We start from the raw sequence: 16,599 nt of genomic DNA, 5'->3' as shown, positions 1-16,599 counted from the left end.
CTACTGGGGCGGATTGCCGTGCTTGCGGGTGGGCAGGTCGGCGGACTTGGCCGAGAGCATCGCCACGGCGCGGCTGAGGATCTGCCGGGTCTCGCGGGGGTCGATCACGTCGTCGACGAGTCCGCGCTCGGCGGCGTAGTAGGGGTGGACGAGTTCGCTCCTGTACTCCTTGATCTTCTGCCGGCGCATCGCCTCGGGATCGTCGGCGGCCGCGATCTCCCGGCGGAAGACGACGTTGGCGGCGCCCTCGGCGCCCATCACGGCGATCTCGTTGGTGGGCCAGGCGAGGGCGACGTCGGCGCCGATGGAGCGGGAGTCCATGACGATGTAGGCGCCGCCGTAGGCCTTGCGCAGGACGACCGAGACGCGCGGCACGGTGGCGTTGCAGTAGGCGTACAGCAGTTTCGCCCCGCGCCGGATGATGCCCTCGTGCTCCTGGTCGACGCCGGGCAGGAAGCCGGGCACGTCCACCAGGGTGATCAGCGGGATGTTGAACGCGTCGCAGAACTGCACGAAGCGCGCGCCCTTCTCGCTCGCCCTGATGTCGAGCACACCGGCCATGGAGGCGGGCTGGTTGGCGACGATGCCCACGACGTGCCCGTCGAGGCGGGCCAGCGTGCAGACGATGTTGGTGGCGAAGGCGGCGTGGACCTCCAGGTGGTCGCCGTCGTCGACGATCTCCTCGATCACCTTGCGGATGTCGTAGGAGCGGTTGCCGTCCTCGGGGACCAGGTCGAGCAGTGCGTCGCCGGGGCGGTCGGCGGGGTCGCCGCCGGGCTGGGCGGGCGGCAGTTCGCGGTTGTTGGCGGGGAGCAGGGACAGCAGGTAGCGGACCTCTTCGAGGCAGGTGCGCTCGTCGTCGTAGACGAAGTGGGCGACTCCGGAGGTGCCGGCGTGCACGTCGGCGCCGCCGAGGCCGTTGTGGCTGATCTCCTCGCCGGTGACCGCCTTCACCACGTCCGGACCGGTGATGAACATCTGGGAGATGTCGCGGACGGCGAAGACGAAGTCGGTGAGCGCGGGCGAGTACGCGGCGCCGCCCGCGCACGGGCCGAGCATGACGCTGATCTGCGGGATGACGCCGGACGCCTTGGTGTTGCGCTGGAAGATGCCGCCGTAGCCGGCGAGGGCCGAGACGCCCTCCTGGATGCGGGCGCCCGCGCCGTCGTTGAGCGACACCAGGGGTGCGCCGGCCGCGATGGCCATGTCCATCAGCTTGTGGATCTTCTGGGCGTGGGCCTCGCCGAGGGCGCCGCCGAAGATGCGGAAGTCATGGGCGTAGACGAAGACGGTACGGCCCTCGGCGGTGCCCCAGCCGGTGATGACGCCGTCGGTGTAGGGCCTCTTGGCCTCCAGGCCGAAGCCCGTGGCCCGGTGCCGGCGCAGGGTCTCGACCTCGGTGAACGAGCCGGGGTCGAGGAGGAGTTCGATGCGCTCGCGGGCGGTCAGCTTGCCCTTGGCGTGCTGGCGTTCGGTGGCCTTGGGGTCGGGGCCCGTGCGGGCGAGTTCCTTTAGGGCCAGGAGTTCGGTGAGCCGGTCCGCCTCGGGGGCGTCCGAGGTGGTCTCGAGCACGGGAGTTTCGGGTTCGGTGACGGTCATGATGCCTGGGTCCTTTCCTTCCTGTTCCTGGTGTCGATGAGGGCGTGCGTCCGGACGGACGACGGGTCGTGGGCGCGCAGCACCGTGCGCAGTCCCGGTTCGACGGCGGAGATCCGCTCCACGGCGTCCCTGGCGTAGAGCCAGTCGGCGGGCACCGGGTGGATACCGGCCCGCCAGTCCTTGTCGCCGGCCAGCGCCGCGGCGCCGACATGGCTGGCGCACAGCGGCATGTTGCGCACCGTCCAGCCGGTCGGGCGCCAGGACTCGGCGGCCTCGCCGAGGTAGTCGATGTCCGCCGCGCGGGCGAGCCCGGTGCCGAGGCCTTTCAGATACGCCTCCTTGCGGGACCACAGGCGCGCGAAGGCCGTCTGCCGCTGTTCGGCGGGGATCCGGGTGATCTCCTGGCGTTCGGCCGGGTGCAGCAGGGGCAGGCAGGCGTCGACGGTCTCCCGCGACGGCAGCGCCTGGACGTCGACGCCGACCCGGGTGCGCGCGACCGCGACCATGGCCAGGCCGTGGCTGTGCGAGAGCGAGAACTCGGGGGCGCCCGGCAGGCCGACCAGGACCGGCCGGCCGTGCCGTTCGCCGCACTCCTCGCACCACTCCCGGCCGATGGCCAGCCGCTGTGGCGCGACGCCGGTGTAGACCGACAGCACGCGGCGCAGGCCCACATGGGCGGCGACATACGTCTTCCGGTCGTCCGTCCGGCGATAGGCGGCGGCGCGCTGCCGCTCGTGGGCGTCGAGTTCGCCGACCGGTACGTCGCGCGGTGCGGCGGGGGGCGGCAACAGCCAGAGGTGCAGGTCCGACGGGCCCAACTCCCGGGTGCCGCGCGGAATGTTCGGTACGCGGGGGAGGTTCACGGCCGGCTCCCGGTTGTGGTGGTGGGGGCCGGGTTTTGCCCGGCCGGGGTGTGGCCCGCTCGCGCGTCACCGCGGTCGGCGGCCGCCGCGACGAGGGCCGCCGCCAGCGAGATCAGGCCGCCCGCCCACAGTGCGGAACGGGTGCCCAGGTACTGCGTGACGGCGCCGACGAACAGGGCGCCGAGCGGAGTGGTGCCTTGCAGGATCAGGGTGTAGAGGGCCATGACACGGCCCCGGTGGGCGGGGTCGCTGCCCAGTTGGACGCGGTGGTTGGCGGCCTGCACGAAGTACAGGGACGCGAAGCCGGTCGGTACGAGCAGGGCCAGCGCCGTCGGCAGATCGGGTGCCCATCCGGTGGCCGCCGTCAGGGCTCCGAACGCGCAGGCCCAGCCGATGACCAGCCGGGCCGAGGGGCGGCCCCGGCGCAGGGTGCCGGTGAAGGCGGCCAGCAGCGAACCGGCGGCGAGCGCGGCGGTGAGCAGGCCGAAGGCGGCGGCGTCGGTGTGGAAGACGGTGCGGGCCATGAGCGGCAGCGTCAGCTGGAGGTTGAGTCCGAACAGCGCCACCGCCGCGAACAGGGCCAGCGTCGCGACCAGATCGGGCCGGGAGCGCAGCTGGGCCAGGCCCTCGGTGACCCGGGCCTTGCCCGCGGCCGGGCGGGGTGGGCGGTGCAGTTGCCCGGGCCGTATGGCACGCAGTCCGGCCACGGTCGCCGCGTAGCTCACCGCGTTGAGGAGCATCACGGTGCCGGTGCCGGCCGCCTCGATCAGCAGACCGGCCAGTGACGGGCCGATCACCCGCGCGATGTTGAAGTAGGCGCCGCTGAGCGCGGAGGCGTTGGGCACCAGGTCGGGTCCGACGAGTTCGGCGATGAAGGAGAGCCGGGCCGGGACCTCCACGGCGTTCACGACCCCCAGGGCCAGGGCGAACACGTAGACGTGCCACAGCCGGGCCGCGTCACCGGTGACCAGCAGGCCGAGCAGCAGCGCCGGCACACCGGAGACGACGTTGGCACCGGTCAGCAGAGCGCGCTTGTCGTGGCGGTCGGCGAGGCGGCCGCCGTACAGCGTCAGCAGCAGCATCGGCGTGAACTGGAGCGCGGTGACCGTCGCGAGCGCCGTGCCGGAGTCGCCGGTCAGGTCGAGGACGAGCCAGTCCTGGGCGACGACCATCATCCAGGTGCCGGTCGCGGACGCGATCTGACCGGCCGCGAAGAGCCGGAAGTTGCGCACGGTCAGCGAGCGCAGACCGGTGGCCAGCAGTCGGCGCGACGGTCCTCGGGGCTCGGCCTCGGTCATGGACCGTCCCGCTCCGGCAGGCACTCCTCGAAGAAGGCGAGCGCGCGCAGGTGGTAGGCGCGGGCCGTGCGGCCCAGGCTGATGTTGTGCCCGGCGTCCGGCTGCCGGTCGACGACCACCCGCGGCGCGGCGCTCAGCCTCGCCCGCAGGTCGTCGAGGGCGGCGGCGTCGTGTCGCCACCACAGTTCGTGCTCGGCGAACGTCAGGCGTACGGGGACGCGGACCCGCGGGGCGAGCGCGTCGAACACCTCCGGCCAGTCCGAGGCGGCCCGCAGCTCCTCTTCCGGGATGGGCTTCACGAGGGCGGCGCTGCGCTGGAAGGTGGCGGGCGGGTAGAGGCCGAGCCGGCCCCAGTTGTACCTCCAGCGGGCCCGGTCGGGTCCGGCGAGCAGTTCCGCGGAGCGTGCGGCGTAGCGGTGGCCGCAGCCGGAGATGTCCAGGCCGAGGAGATCGGGCGGCGGGGCGTGGGCGGCCACGGTCAGGGCGAGTTTGCCGCCGAAGGAGTGCGCGAGCAGGAATGTTCCGGTGCCGATGTCGTACTCGGCGTCGAAGTGGTCGAGCGCGGCCCGCAGGACGCGGGCCTGCCCGGGGAGGTCCAGGCCTTCGGGGAGCCCGGCGGCGGAGTCGCCGTAGCCGGGCCGGTCGACGGCGAGGACCGCGAACCCCAGATGCGCCCCCAACGCGCAGAGGGAGGCGTCCGGTTGGGCCCCGCCGTCGAAGTACCCCGCACTCATCCCGGCCCCGTGCAGCGCGACCACGGTGGCACGCGGCGGCGTGTCCTCCGGTGCGCTCAGCAGGGCCGACAGGGTGTGCCCGGCGGCATCCAGCGTGATCCGCCGCACGCGCGGGCCGACGGCCAGGGAAGCGGTACCCATGGCGCTACGCCACCTCCGGGGTACCGAACCAACGGTGCAGAGCCTCGACCAGAGCCTCGGTACCGGCCGGACCGTCGGCGAACGCCCAGCCGTCACCGCCCGCGTCCGCCCCGGCATCACTGCCTCGGGCACCGCCTGCCGCCACACCGGGGACCGGGCCTTGCGTGTTCACGCCGGTGGCGGTGGGGCCGACCACGACTGCAGGGCCGGAGACGGGACCATCGGCGGCCGAGACGCCGGAGGCGGGACCCTCAGCCGTCGGTCGGTGTTGCGTGTTCTCGCCCACGGCCGCCCAGGCCACATGGCCGTCGGGGCGTACCAGTAGGGCCGTCGCGCCGGCGAAGACGCCGTAGTGGTCGGGAGTGGCCGTGACGGTGGTGACCCGGTCCGACCAGGGGGCCGCGGCCGCGCGGAGTGTGGTGTCGTCGGTCAGGTCGAGCAGGACGCCGCGGGCCTGGTGCAGCAGTGCCGACGTGGTGGTCCGGGTGCCGTCCGCCAGGTGGAGCGGGCGCGGCGGCAGGCGCCGGCCGAGCAGCGCGTGGGTGCCGGGACCGAGGTCGTAGGTGATGTCGAGGTGGCTGACGACACCGGCCAGCCGGCGGCGGACCTCCGTCAGCTCCATCAGCTCGCCGAACACCTGGCGTACGGGGTCGGTCTCGGCGCCGCCGAGGAAGACCATGCCCTGCGCGCGGGTGTTCATCAGCAGCCGGGCGCCGACGGGGTGCCGCTCGTCGTGGTAGCTGTCGAGGAGGTCGTCCGGCGCCGCCCCGCGGACCACGGCGGCCAGCTTCCAGCCGAGGTTGGCCGCGTCCTGCACCCCCGTGCTCAACCCCTGTCCCCCGGCCGGGAGATGGACGTGCGCGGCGTCCCCGGCGAGCAGCACGCGGCCCTTGCGGTAGGCGGAGACCTGACGGGTGGCGTCGGTGAAGGAGCTGACCCAGTCGGCGCCGCCGCCGGCCAGCGACTCGCCGGTGATGCGCTCCCAGGCGTCCGCGACCTCGTCGAACTCCACTGCCTGCGGCCGGTCCCCGGCCGGTGTGCCGTGCTCGCACACGATGATCCGGTCCACGCCCGGCGCCAGCGGCGCGGCCATCACCATGCCGTTCTCCAGCCGCTCCCCCAGGAAGCGGGGGCGGATGTCGCAGCCGGTGACGTCGGCCAGGTACATCCGGCGGGTGGCAGGGAGCCCCGGGAAGTCGAACCCGGCCGCCTGGCGCACGACGCTCTGCCCGCCGTCACAACCCACCAAGTACGCGCCGCGCAGCCGCTGTTCGCCCTCCGGCGTGGCCGCCACGATCTCGACGCCGTCGCCGTCCTCGGCCAGCTTGGCGAGCTCCCAGCCCCGCCGTACGTCCGCGCCCAGCTCGGTGGCCCAGTCCTCCAGGACGGCCTCCGTCTGCGACTGCGGGACGCCGCGGGCGCCGAAGTGGGCGTCCTCCAGGACGGTGTAGTCGAACTGCACGCCACCGAAGTGGCCCATCGGGCTCTTCTCCAGCGTGCCGAAGCGCGGCAGCAGCCCCCGCTGGTCGAACACCTCCATCGCGCGGGCCGTGAACCCCAGCCCCCGGGACTGCCCGGTGGGCCGTGCCAGCTTCTCCACGACGACGACCCGGGCCCCGCCCAGCCGCAGTTCCCCGGCCAGCATGAGGCCCGTCGGCCCCGCGCCGACAACGATCACATCCGTGTCCACAGCGCTTCCCTCTCTCGTACCTCGCCGAACTGATCAGAATCGAGCTGAACCAAGCCATATTTGAGATGAGTTGTGGTGAGTCACGGCGAACCGGGCTGCCACCGCGCCCGGTGCCGCGCCCCGGTCACAGCCCGGGGTCACAGCCCGGGGTCGGGCCGCCCGAACCAGTGGCGGATCGCCGCCGTCGCCGCCCACGGATCCGCTCCCGCCCAGACGACGTGGCCGTCCGGGCGGACCAACAACCCCTCGGCACCGTGCAGCGGATCAGCACCGTGCAGCGGATCGGCGTCGTAGTGCGGGTCGGTGGTGTCCGGTCGCACAGCCACCGGTGTGACCCGGTCGGACCAGACCTTGGCGAGCCAGCGCAGTTCGGCGCGGGCGGTGTCCGCGACCAGCAGCAGTCCGCGTCCGTCACGCAGCAACTCGGCGACGCCGACCGGGCCGTCCGGCGTCGGCAGCGTGCCGAGCGGGAGCCGGGCGCCGAGCAGGGGGTGGGTGCCGCCGCCCACGGGGTAGCGGATGTCGAGTCCGGTGATCATCGCCGCGAGGTGGTCCCGGGTGGGCCCCGCGGCGATGAGCTCGCCGAGCAGGGCGCGCGCCGGTTCCACCTCCCGCCCGCCGAGCAGCAGCAGCGCCTGGGCCCTGATGTTGGCGAGCACCCGGCGCCCGACCGCGTGCCGCTCGTCGTGGTAGGTGTCGAGCAGCCCCCGCGAAGCCCGGCCGCAGGCCACCGCGGCCAGCTTCCAGCCGAGGTTGGCCGCGTCCTGGAGGCCGAGGTTGAGCGCCTGGCCGCCGCTCGGCATCTGGCGGTGGGCGGCGTCCCCGGCGAACAGCACCCGCCCGTGGCGATACCGCTCCAGCTGTTGGTTGGCGTCGCCGAAGGCGTTGAGCCACACCGGGCGTCCGCCGCCCAGGTCCTCGCCGGTGACCCGTCGCCACACCTCGACGACCTCGGCGAAGCCGGGCGGCCCCGTCCGCCGCCGGGCCGGGCGGCCGAACTCGTGCACCATGACCCGGGTGACCCCGCCGGGCATCCGGGCCGCGATGGCCAGCCCGTGTTCCCGGCGCTCGAAACGCCGGTTCGGGATGTCGACGCCGGCGATGTCCGCCCGCAGCAGTTCCCTCCCCGCGGGACTGCCGGGGAAGGCCGCCCCGGTCAGCCGCCGCACGGTGCTGTCCTCGCCGTCGCAGGCGACGAGGTACGCCGCCCGCAGCCGCCGCGGTCCTTCCGGCGTGTCGGCCGTGACCTCCACGTACCCGTCCCGCCGGCCGAGTTCGCGCACCTCCCAGCCGCGCCGTACGTCGGCGCCGAGGGCCCCGGCCCAGTCCTGGAGCAGTTCCTCGGTCCGGGTCTGGGGCACCTTCCACTGACCCGAGTACGGGCCGGGCATGCTCAGGTCCATCGGTAGGCCGCCGAAGTGGCCGCGCGGCTCCCGCGGCGGGTCGCCGAGCGCGTCCAACAGCCCACGGCAGTCGAACAGTTCCGCGGTGCGCGCGTGCAGCGTGGAGGCGCGGGACTCCGTGGTGGGGGTCCGCAGCCGTTCGAGTACGACCACGTCGGCGCCGCCCAGCCGGAGTTCGCCGGCGAGGAACAGGCCGACGGGGCCCGCCCCCACCACGACGACCCGGGTGGTCCGGAAGGTGTCGGTGGCCATGGTCAGCGGCTCTTCTCCGCGTGGTCCTTGGCGTGCCCCAGCGTGGCGCGGCTGTTGGTGCTCAGCGCGCCCTGGACGTACTCGCGGGCGTCCTCGACGGTCGCGTCGGGGCCGAGGATCCGCCGGATGTTGTCCGGGTTGAGCACGACCGTGTGCTGCGAGGTGGCGGCGACCCCGCGCGGGTACTCCTCGAACGTCCACAGGCCGGTGTGCAGCGTCATCAGGGCCGGCAGGGTCACCTGCTTGTAGGCGATCGCGCGGTGCGGGAAGGTCACCCGGTACGACTTGGTGGTGTGCGTCGAGCCGTCCTTGGCCCTGGTGTCCATCTCCAGCACCTGAAGGCCGGGCGCGGGCTCCTCGAACCGGACGCGGGCCACGTGCGGCAGCCGGTCCACCCACAGCTGGGCCTCGTTGATGAAGTCGTGGACGTCCTTGGCCGAGCCCTCGATCAGCACGGTGTCCTCGAAGGAGAAGGTCAACTCGCGTGCCGCGTGGGCCCGTTCGACGTTCTCCTTCAGAGCGGCCAGCTCCGAGCGGGAGTTGCGGTCGACGGCCTCGTCGATCCAGGCGAGGCTCTCGGGGTCGTCGTCGACGGCGCGGTAGTCGTGCAGCAGCCGTACGAGCGACTCGCCGCCCGGCAGTTCCTCGATCACCCAGGCGCCGCCCATCGCGGCGACCGGGGGTGCGGAGACCTCCTGGCGGAAGGTGATGCGGCGGTTCTCGGGCTCCAGGGTGCGGCGCGAGGTCCAGCTCTTGGGCTCGCCGTTGGCGGTGGCCCAGATGCGGATGCGCTCCTCGCGCTCGCCCTTCTCCAGGTGGTCCACGTAGATGGTCGGGGGGAAGATCTGCGGCCAGTTCTCCACCTCCGCGATCAGCCGGTAGACGGCGTCGGCGGGAGCCGAGACGGTGATCTCGTGCGCTACCTGGCGGGTCGTTGCTTCCGTCGTGGTCACGTCCTCGTCCTCTTCTTCCTCTTGGCGGTCCGGTCGGGCCTGGCGGGATCGGGCGGGGGTCGGGCGGGGTCAGAAGTTGCCGAGCCCACCGCAGACGTTGATCGCCTGCGCGGTGACGGAGGCGGCGGGGTCGGAGGCCAGGTAGCCGACCATCCCGGCGACCTCCTCGGGCGTGGAGTAGCGGCCGAGCGGGATCTTGGCCTGGAACTTCTCGAGGATCTGCTCCTCGCTGGTCTCGTAGGCGGCGGCGTAGCCCTGGCGGACCCGCTGGGCCATCGGCGTCTCGACGTAGCCGGGGCAGACGGCGTTGACGGTGATGCCGGTCGGGGCGAGTTCGTTGCCGAGTGCCTTGGTGAAGCCGACGACGCCGTGCTTGGAGGCCGAGTAGGGGGCGCCGAGGACCACGCCCTGCTTGCCCGCGGTGGAGGCGATGTTGATGATCCGGCCCCAGCTGCGGCCGCGCATGCCACCGGTGTTGAGTACCTCACGGGTCATCCGGAAGACGCTGTTGAGGTTGGTGTCGATGACGTCGTCCCACAGCTCGTCCGCGAGGTCGGCGGTCACTCCGCCGCCGCTGCGGCCGGCGTTGTTGACGAGGACGTCGACGGCGCCGAAGCGGTCGACCGCGGCCTGCACGAAGGCATGGACGACCTGCGGCGAACGGACGTCCAGTGCGGCGCCGTCCGCCTCGATGCCCTCCTCCTGGAGCTGCTTGACCGTCGCGGCCACGTTGTCGGCGTCGCGCGCCCCGATGAACACCCGGTGCCCGGCGGAGCCCAGCTGCCGGGCAGCCGCCAGTCCGATTCCACTGGTGGCCCCGGTGATCAGGGCGACCCGCGGCGTCTGCTGCGACATGCTCTTTCAACTCCCTTGAATGGAGGACTACTTGGAGGGTGGGGGTGCCCGCCGCCGGTCAGGGGTGTCCGGCGGCGGACGCTCGGTGGGGGTCACGGAATGACCGGTCACGGCATCACAGGCGTACGGGATCCTGAAATGTCGGGTATGACGAGGCGTCAGGCGGCGGCCTGGGACCCGTCCCCCAGCTGGGAGTTGACGGCGTCGATGAGGGCGCGCGGCGTGTTGCTCTCCGACAGGACGTCGTCGTCCAGGACGATGCCGTACTCGCGCTCGATGCGACCGCCGGTCTCCAGCAGCGCCAGCGACTCGTAGCCGAGGTGCTCGAAGTCCTCGTCGAGGATGTCGCCGTCGAGGTCGACGGACTCCTCGGCGCCGGCGCCCTCGATCAGGATCCGCTTGAGAGCTTCGAGGGTGAACTGCTGTGTTTCCACGTGGTGTTCCCTTCGGGTCGGTCGGTGTTCGTGGTGGGTGGTAAGTGGTCGACGACCGGCGGTCGGCCGTCGGTGATCGGCCGTCGGTGATCGGCCGTCGGTCCTTGAGGGTCAGGCAATCGCTCGTACGACCGCCGCCGAGTTGAAGCCGCCGTGGCCGCGGGCCAGGACCAGGGCCGACCGGAGCCGGGCCTCGCGAGGCCGGTCGACCACCAGGTCGAGGGCGTGGTCCGGGGACGGGGTCACATGCACCGTCGGCGGGATCACTCCGTCCCGGATCGCCAGGAACGCGGCGGCCAGGTCCAGGGGCGCCGCGCCCGAGTAGAGGCGGCCCGTCATCGTCTTCGGCGCGGTGACCGGGACGGCCCCGGGGCCGAACACCGCCGTGATCGCCTCCGCCTCGATGCGGTCGAGCTCGGGGTCGGCCGCCGCGTCGGCGAACACCACGTCCACCTCGTCGGCGCCCGTCCTGGCGTCGTCCAGGGCGAGTTCGATCGCCCGGCGCAGCGCCGGCGGCCGCTCGCTGCCCGGCGCGGGGTCGAACGTCGCCGCGTACCCGGCGACCTCGCCGTAGATCCGCGCGTCGCGCGAGCGCGCCGAGTCCTCGGACTCCATGACGAGCAGTGCGCCGCCCTCGCCCGGCACATAGCCGTCGGCCGCCGAGTCGAAGGGCAGATACGCCCGGCTGGGCTCGTCGCGTGTGGTCAGCCGCTGCACGGCGAGCTGGGCGACCCAGCCCCACGGGCAGATCGAGGCGTCCACGGCCCCGGAGACCACCATCGGGGTCCCCTTGCGGATCTGGCGGCGCGCCTGGGCCACCGCGTCCAGACCGCCGGCCTGGTCGCTGACGACCACGCTGCTCGGGCCCTTCATCCCGTACCGGATGGAGATCTGGCCGCTGTTGACCGCGTAGAACCAGGCGAACGACTGGTACGCGCTGACGTACTGGCTGCCCCTGCTCCACAGGGCCTGGAGCTCGCCCTGGCCGAACTCGAAGCCGCCGGACGAACTCGCCGTCACCACGCCCATGTCGAACCCGGGCAGGTCCTGCGGTCGTATCCCGGCGTCCGCGAGCGCCCAGTCGGCGGCGACCAGTGCCAGCCGGGTCATCCGGTCGGTCTGCGGCAGCAGCCGGCTCGGCAGGTGATCCTCGGCCGCGAAGCCGGGGATCTCACCGGCCAGCCGGGCCGGGTACCGCGACGGGTCGAAGCGGGTGATCCGCCCGATGCCGCTCTTGCCGGCGAGCGTCGCCTCCCAGTAGTCCTGGACACCGAGGCCGTTGGGGGCCGTGACGCCCAGACCCGTCACCACCACCGCGTTCATGCCACGCTCCTCTCGGGACGGGCGAGCACCATCGCGCTCTGGAAGCCGCCGAACCCGCTGCCCACCGTCAGCACCGCGTCGGTCAGCTGCTCGCGGGCGGTGACCGGCACGTAGTCGAGGTCGCACTCCGGGTCGGGGGTGTGCAGGTTCGCCGTGGGCGGCACCACGTGGTGCTCCATGGCCAGCGCGGACGCGGCGATCTCGATCGAGCCGATCGCGCCGAGCGAGTGCCCCACCATGGACTTGATGGAGCTCACGGGAGTGCGGTAGGCGTGCTCGCCCAGGCTCTTCTTGAAGGCGGCCGTCTCATGCCGGTCGTTCTGCTTGGTGCCCGAGCCGTGGGCGTTGATGTAGTCGATCCGGTCCGCGTTCATCCGGGCCTCGTCCAGCGCCACCGTGATGGCCTCGGCCATCTCGGCGCCGTCCGGCCGCAGACCGGTCATGTGGTACGCGTTGCTGCGGGTGGCGTAGCCGGCGATCTCGGCGTAGATGTGCGCCCCGCGCTGCCGGGCGCTCTCCAGTTCCTCCAGGACGAACACCGCGCAGCCCTCGCCGAGTACGAACCCGTTGCGGGTGCCGTCGAAGGGCCGCGAGGCCTGTTCGGGGTCCTCCCGGCGCGGGGTCGTCGCCTTGATGGCGTCGAAGCAGGCCATGGTGATCGGTGAGATCGGCGCGTCGGACGAGCCGGCGATCATCACGTCGGCCGAGCCCTCCCGGATCAACTCGACCGCGTAACCGACCGAGTCGATGCCGGAGGTGCAGCCCGTGGACACCACGGTGTTGGGGCCCTCCGCCCCGACCGTCCAGGCGACCTCGGCCGAGAAGGAACTGGGGACGAAGTAGTTGTACAGATGCGGTACGGCGTACTCGTGGTCCACCAGGTGCAGCCGGCCACCGTCACTGACGATCCGGTACTCCTCGTCCAGTCCCGTCGTGGCGCCGACCGCGCTGCCGATGGTGACGCCCACCCGGTGCGGGTCGTGGGCGGCGAGGTCGATCCCGCTGTCGGCCACCGCGCCGCGCGCCGCGACCACCGCGAACTGGGCGGCCCGGTCCATCCGGCGGACCTCCTGCGGGGCCAGGCCGTGCTGCTCCGGGTCGAAGTCCATCTCCGCGGCGACCTGCGAACGAAAGGGGCTCGGGTCGAAGAAGGTGATCCCACGCGTCGCGGTGCGGCCGTCGCTCAGCAGGTCCCAGAAGTGGTCCTTGCCGACGCCTCCCGGCGCGAGGACCTCGATCCCCGTGATGACGACGCGACGGCCGCTCATCGGGACGCCTCCCAGTCGTAGAAGCGCGTGGCCATCGCGTCGGCGGGAGACCGCCAGGTGGCCGGGTCGTACGCCTGTATGCAGGGCTTCAGGTCCTCGCTGATGCGGACGAAGCGCTCGTCGGCCTTGGCCTTCTCGATCAACTCGCCACCGTTGTCCGCGTCGAAGTCCTGCAGATGGAAATAGAGGCCTCGGTAGTGGAAGAGCTGACGGCGTCGGGTGCCCATCAGATGCGGCATCTCGGACTCGTCGAATGCGCCGAACAACTTGGCGACATCGACTGCCGAGCCCGGTTCCATACGGGCCACGATCAAGGTGCTGTGCATGAGCTCTCTCCTTGGAAAGGTGCGTGGACGTCAGGAGCAGCAGGAAGGAAGTAAAGGCAGGAAAGTCGAATTCCCCGGAGAAATCCGGCTGTTGCCGGGACGGTCCCGGCAGGACCCGGGGACGCCCCGGGTAAGGCCCCCGAAAAGCCCGGGGGTTACGTCGGTGACGCCGATGCGTCAGTCGACGCCCCGGCAGATGTGCGGGTGGTCGCTGTCGTTCTCGTCGTCCTCGCCCGCCAGCCGCCAGGCGGGCGGCAGGGGCGCGTCGGGCCCGCTGTCATGCGTCACGACGGGGCGGCCGTCTCGTGGGTCGGAGTACATCTCGGTCACACCTCCCTGGGGACGTCGTCAGTCCTTGATTTCGCAGATGGCTGCGCCGGAGGTGAGGGAGGCGCCGACTTCGGCGGACAGGCCCTTGATGGTGCCGGAGCGGTGCGCGTTCAGCGGCTGCTCCATCTTCATCGCCTCGAGGACGACGATGAGGTCGCCTTCCTTGACCTCCTGGCCCTCCTCGACGGCGACCTTGACGATGGTGCCCTGCATCGGCGAGGCCAGGGTGTCGCCGGAGGCGGCCGGGCCGGACTTCTTGGTGGCGCGTCGTTTGGGGCGGGCGCCGGCGGCCAGGCCGGTGCGGGCCAGGGACATGCCCAGCGAGGAGGGCAGGGAGACCTCCAGGCGTTTGCCGCCGACCTCGACGACGACCGTCTCGCGGCCCTCTTCCTCGTCCGTCTCCGCATCCGTGGGGGCGGCGAAGGGCTTGATGTCGTTGACGAACTCGGTCTCGATCCACCGGGTGTGGACCGTGAACGCCTCGGCGGAGCCGGCCAGTTCGGGGGCGAAGGCCGGGTCGGTGACCACCTTGCGGTGGAAGGGGATGGCGGTGGCCATGCCCTCGACCTGGAACTCGGCCAGGGCGCGGGCGGCCCGCTGCAACGCCTGGGCGCGGGTGGCGCCGGTGACGATCAGCTTGGCCAGCAGCGAGTCCCACGCCGGGCCGATCACGGAGCCGGACTCGACGCCGGCGTCCAGGCGGACGCCCGGGCCCGACGGCGGGTTGAAGACGGTCACCGTGCCGGGGGCCGGGAGGAAGCCTCGGCCGGGGTCTTCGCCGTTGATGCGGAACTCGAGGGAGTGGCCGCGCAGTTCGGGATCGCCGTAGCCGAGGTGCTCGCCGTCGGCGATGCGGAACATCTCGCGGACCAGGTCGATGCCGGCGACTTCCTCGGTGACCGGGTGCTCGACCTGGAGGCGGGTGTTGACCTCCAGGAAGGAGATCGTGCCGTCCGTGCCGACCAGGAACTCCACCGTGCCGGCGCCGACATAGCCCGCCTCGCGCAGGATCGCCTTCGACGAGGAGTACAGCTCCGCGACCTGCGCCTCGGACAGGAACGGGGCGGGGGCCTCCTCGACGAGCTTTTGGTGGCGGCGCTGCAGGGAGCAGTCACGGGTGGAGACGACGACCACGTTGCCATGGGTGTCGGCCAGGCACTGGGTCTCCACGTGGCGGGGCTTGTCGAGGTAGCGCTCGACGAAGCACTCGCCGCGGCCGAACGCGGCGACCGCCTCGCGCACCGCCGACTCGTACAGTTCCGGCACTTCTTCGAGGGTGCGGGCGACCTTGAGGCCGCGGCCGCCACCACCGAAGGCGGCCTTGATGGCGATGGGCAGGCCGTGCTGCTCGGCGAAGGCGATGACCTCCTCGGCGCCGGAGACCGGGTCGGGGGTGCCCGCGACGAGGGGGGCGCCGGCGCGCTGGGCGATGTGGCGGGCGGCGACCTTGTCGCCGAGGTCGCGGATGGCCTGCGGCGGCGGGCCGATCCAGATCAGACCCGCGTCCAGGACCGCCTGGGCGAACTCGGCGTTCTCGGACAGGAAGCCGTAGCCGGGATGGATCGCGTCCGCCCCCGACTCACGCGCCGCGTTGAGGACCTTCCCGATGTCCAGGTAACTGCTCGCCGGGGTGTCACTCGAGTCCGCCTCGCCCTGTCCGCTCCGGGCACCCGTGCCGACCTGCTTTTCTGGCGGGGGTCCGGGGGTCGCCCCCCGGAGTGATGCGGTACCGCCCAGGGCGAACGCCTCCTCCGCGGCGCGGACATGCAGAGCGTCCCGGTCCGGTTCCGCGTAGACGGCCACGCTCGCGATCCCCGCGTCCCGGCAGGCCCGGGCCACACGGACAGCGATTTCGCCACGGTTGGCGATGAGCACCTTGCGCACGACTGGCCCTCTCCTCAATCGGCGGGGAATTCCCGGATGATCAGGCACGGTCCGGGGAATTCCAGCCCGGCACCCGAATACCTGTCCATAGTCGGTGCGGGACCTCGGCACCTTCAACAGCCACCCATTAAGCCTTCGGACCAGATCCTCAGCTGGGCTACGGCTTTGTTGACGCAACGCCAGGCAAGTGTCAGAGAATTGTCAGAAGCGGCGTCGAACCGTCCCCGCACGGAAAGCAGTTGACCGCCGCGAAAAGCGCTCTCACACGACAGACCGAGGGCATACGAAAGGGCGGGCTCCGTCGTCCGGAGCCCGCCCTGTCCGAGACCGGCGGGAGCGGTCACCTCCCGCCGGGTGAGATATCAGCCATTTCCGAAGCGGAACCCCACTCCGCGCACGGTGACGATCCAGTCGCTGCCACCCAACTTCCCCCGCAGACTGCTGACATGGGTGTCCACCGTGCGCCGGGACCAGGAACCTCCCCAGACCTGCTGCATGATGCGCTTGCGCGAGACCACCGTCCCCGGATGGGAGGCGAGCAGGTAGAGCAGATCGAACTCCTTGCGGGTGACCTCCACGGCCCGGCCGTGCAGACTGACCTCCCGCGAGGCGGCGTCGATGCGCAGCGGCCCGCGCGAGACCACCTGCGCGGTCTGCGCCTGCGGACGCGCACGACGCATGACGGCGTCCATACGGGCCATCAGTTCCCGGAAACCGTAGGGCTTGACGAGATAGTCGTCCGCGCCGGCCTGGAGACCCAGGACGCGGTCCAGTTCCGTCCCCCACGCGGTGACGGCGATGAGGGGCACGTCGCTCTGCGTACGGATGGAGCGGCACACCTCCAGGCCGTCCAGGTCGGGCAGTTCGAGATCCAGCAGGACGATGTCCGACACCTGGTAGGCCTGCAGGGCCGCACTCCCCGTGCCCACCCCCTCGACCTGGTGGCCGCGCCGGCGCAGTCCGGCGGCCAGATCCTCCATGTCACCGGTGTTGTTCTCGACGACCAGGACCCGCCAGTTGGTCGAAGGCTTGCGGATCTGCGACGGGACAGACTTTCGGAACTCCAGAGTGCTGCTCGTTGCGCGTTGGCTCACTGCTCTCCCCCTGAACATGTAGTTCCCGCTCGAGCGCCTTGGCTCGTCGAGCCTAAAAACCTACCTCTCGGTTTGTCAAAAAAAACCTGAGTAAACTTACTCTCTGCGACAACTGATGCGGCTTTTGCCAGAGTTAAGCGGAGATGAAGGAT

The 16,599-nt window shown here is 71.8% G+C and carries 15 protein-coding genes; all 15 read right to left on the bottom strand.

The window, feature by feature from the left end:
- Positions 1–1,599, bottom strand: coding sequence for an acyl-CoA carboxylase subunit beta (locus OG303_RS30135; RefSeq protein ID WP_405872261.1), 1,599 nt, complete (start codon positions 1,597–1,599; stop codon positions 1–3).
- Entirely contained in the window at positions 1,596–2,462 is an 867-nt protein-coding gene (locus OG303_RS30130) for a 4'-phosphopantetheinyl transferase family protein (protein WP_405872260.1), read from the bottom strand. The genes OG303_RS30135 and OG303_RS30130 overlap by 4 nt, the downstream gene beginning before the upstream one ends.
- Positions 2,459–3,760 carry an MFS transporter gene (locus OG303_RS30125; RefSeq protein ID WP_405872259.1) on the bottom strand — a complete coding sequence of 434 codons (1,302 nt, stop codon included), beginning with the start codon at positions 3,758–3,760 and terminating at the stop codon, positions 2,459–2,461. Before OG303_RS30125 ends, OG303_RS30130 begins: the two co-directional genes overlap by 4 nt.
- Positions 3,757–4,635 carry an alpha/beta hydrolase gene (locus OG303_RS30120; RefSeq protein ID WP_405872257.1) on the bottom strand — a complete coding sequence of 293 codons (879 nt, stop codon included), beginning with the start codon at positions 4,633–4,635 and terminating at the stop codon, positions 3,757–3,759. Before OG303_RS30120 ends, OG303_RS30125 begins: the two co-directional genes overlap by 4 nt.
- Positions 4,636–4,639: 4 nt before the next feature.
- Complete coding sequence (locus OG303_RS30115) at positions 4,640–6,280, bottom strand: FAD-dependent monooxygenase (RefSeq protein ID WP_405877564.1); 1,641 nt, start codon at positions 6,278–6,280, stop codon at positions 4,640–4,642.
- A 182-nt stretch (positions 6,281–6,462) separates the two neighbouring features.
- On the bottom strand, positions 6,463–7,980 hold the full coding sequence (locus tag OG303_RS30110; protein ID WP_405872256.1) for an FAD-dependent monooxygenase: 1,518 nt from the start codon (positions 7,978–7,980) through the stop codon (positions 6,463–6,465).
- A gap of 2 nt (positions 7,981–7,982) precedes the next feature.
- Positions 7,983–8,933, bottom strand: a complete 951-nt coding sequence (locus tag OG303_RS30105; protein ID WP_405872255.1) for an aromatase/cyclase — start codon at positions 8,931–8,933, stop codon at positions 7,983–7,985.
- 69 nt (positions 8,934–9,002) lie between these two features.
- Positions 9,003–9,788, bottom strand: a complete 786-nt coding sequence (gene fabG / locus OG303_RS30100) for a 3-oxoacyl-ACP reductase FabG (protein WP_405872253.1) — start codon at positions 9,786–9,788, stop codon at positions 9,003–9,005.
- 158 nt (positions 9,789–9,946) lie between these two features.
- The gene (locus OG303_RS30095) at positions 9,947–10,222 is read right to left on the bottom strand and encodes an acyl carrier protein (RefSeq protein ID WP_405872251.1); all 276 of its coding nucleotides are present in this window, start codon (positions 10,220–10,222) and stop codon (positions 9,947–9,949) included.
- A 111-nt stretch (positions 10,223–10,333) separates the two neighbouring features.
- Positions 10,334–11,545 (bottom strand): ketosynthase chain-length factor, encoded by a 1,212-nt coding sequence (locus tag OG303_RS30090; RefSeq protein ID WP_405872250.1) that lies wholly within the window; start codon positions 11,543–11,545, stop codon positions 10,334–10,336.
- Positions 11,542–12,813 (bottom strand): beta-ketoacyl-[acyl-carrier-protein] synthase family protein, encoded by a 1,272-nt coding sequence (locus OG303_RS30085; RefSeq protein ID WP_405872249.1) that lies wholly within the window; start codon positions 12,811–12,813, stop codon positions 11,542–11,544. Before OG303_RS30085 ends, OG303_RS30090 begins: the two co-directional genes overlap by 4 nt.
- Entirely contained in the window at positions 12,810–13,139 is a 330-nt protein-coding gene (locus OG303_RS30080; protein WP_405872248.1) for a TcmI family type II polyketide cyclase, read from the bottom strand. The genes OG303_RS30085 and OG303_RS30080 overlap by 4 nt, the downstream gene beginning before the upstream one ends.
- 177 nt (positions 13,140–13,316) lie before the next feature.
- Positions 13,317–13,469, bottom strand: coding sequence for a hypothetical protein (locus OG303_RS30075; protein WP_405872246.1), 153 nt, complete (start codon positions 13,467–13,469; stop codon positions 13,317–13,319).
- 18 nt (positions 13,470–13,487) lie between these two features.
- Positions 13,488–15,353 carry an acetyl/propionyl/methylcrotonyl-CoA carboxylase subunit alpha gene (locus tag OG303_RS30070; protein ID WP_405872245.1) on the bottom strand — a complete coding sequence of 622 codons (1,866 nt, stop codon included), beginning with the start codon at positions 15,351–15,353 and terminating at the stop codon, positions 13,488–13,490.
- Between the two features lie 362 nt (positions 15,354–15,715).
- The gene (locus OG303_RS30065; protein ID WP_405872243.1) at positions 15,716–16,465 is read right to left on the bottom strand and encodes a response regulator transcription factor; all 750 of its coding nucleotides are present in this window, start codon (positions 16,463–16,465) and stop codon (positions 15,716–15,718) included.
- Positions 16,466–16,599: the final 134 nt, after the last annotated feature.

Source organism: Streptomyces sp. NBC_00005 (assembly GCF_045160215.1).
Taxonomy (GTDB): domain Bacteria; phylum Actinomycetota; class Actinomycetes; order Streptomycetales; family Streptomycetaceae; genus Streptomyces.
Note: the sequence above shows the minus strand (reverse complement) of the source record. Positions and strands in the feature narration are given on the sequence as shown.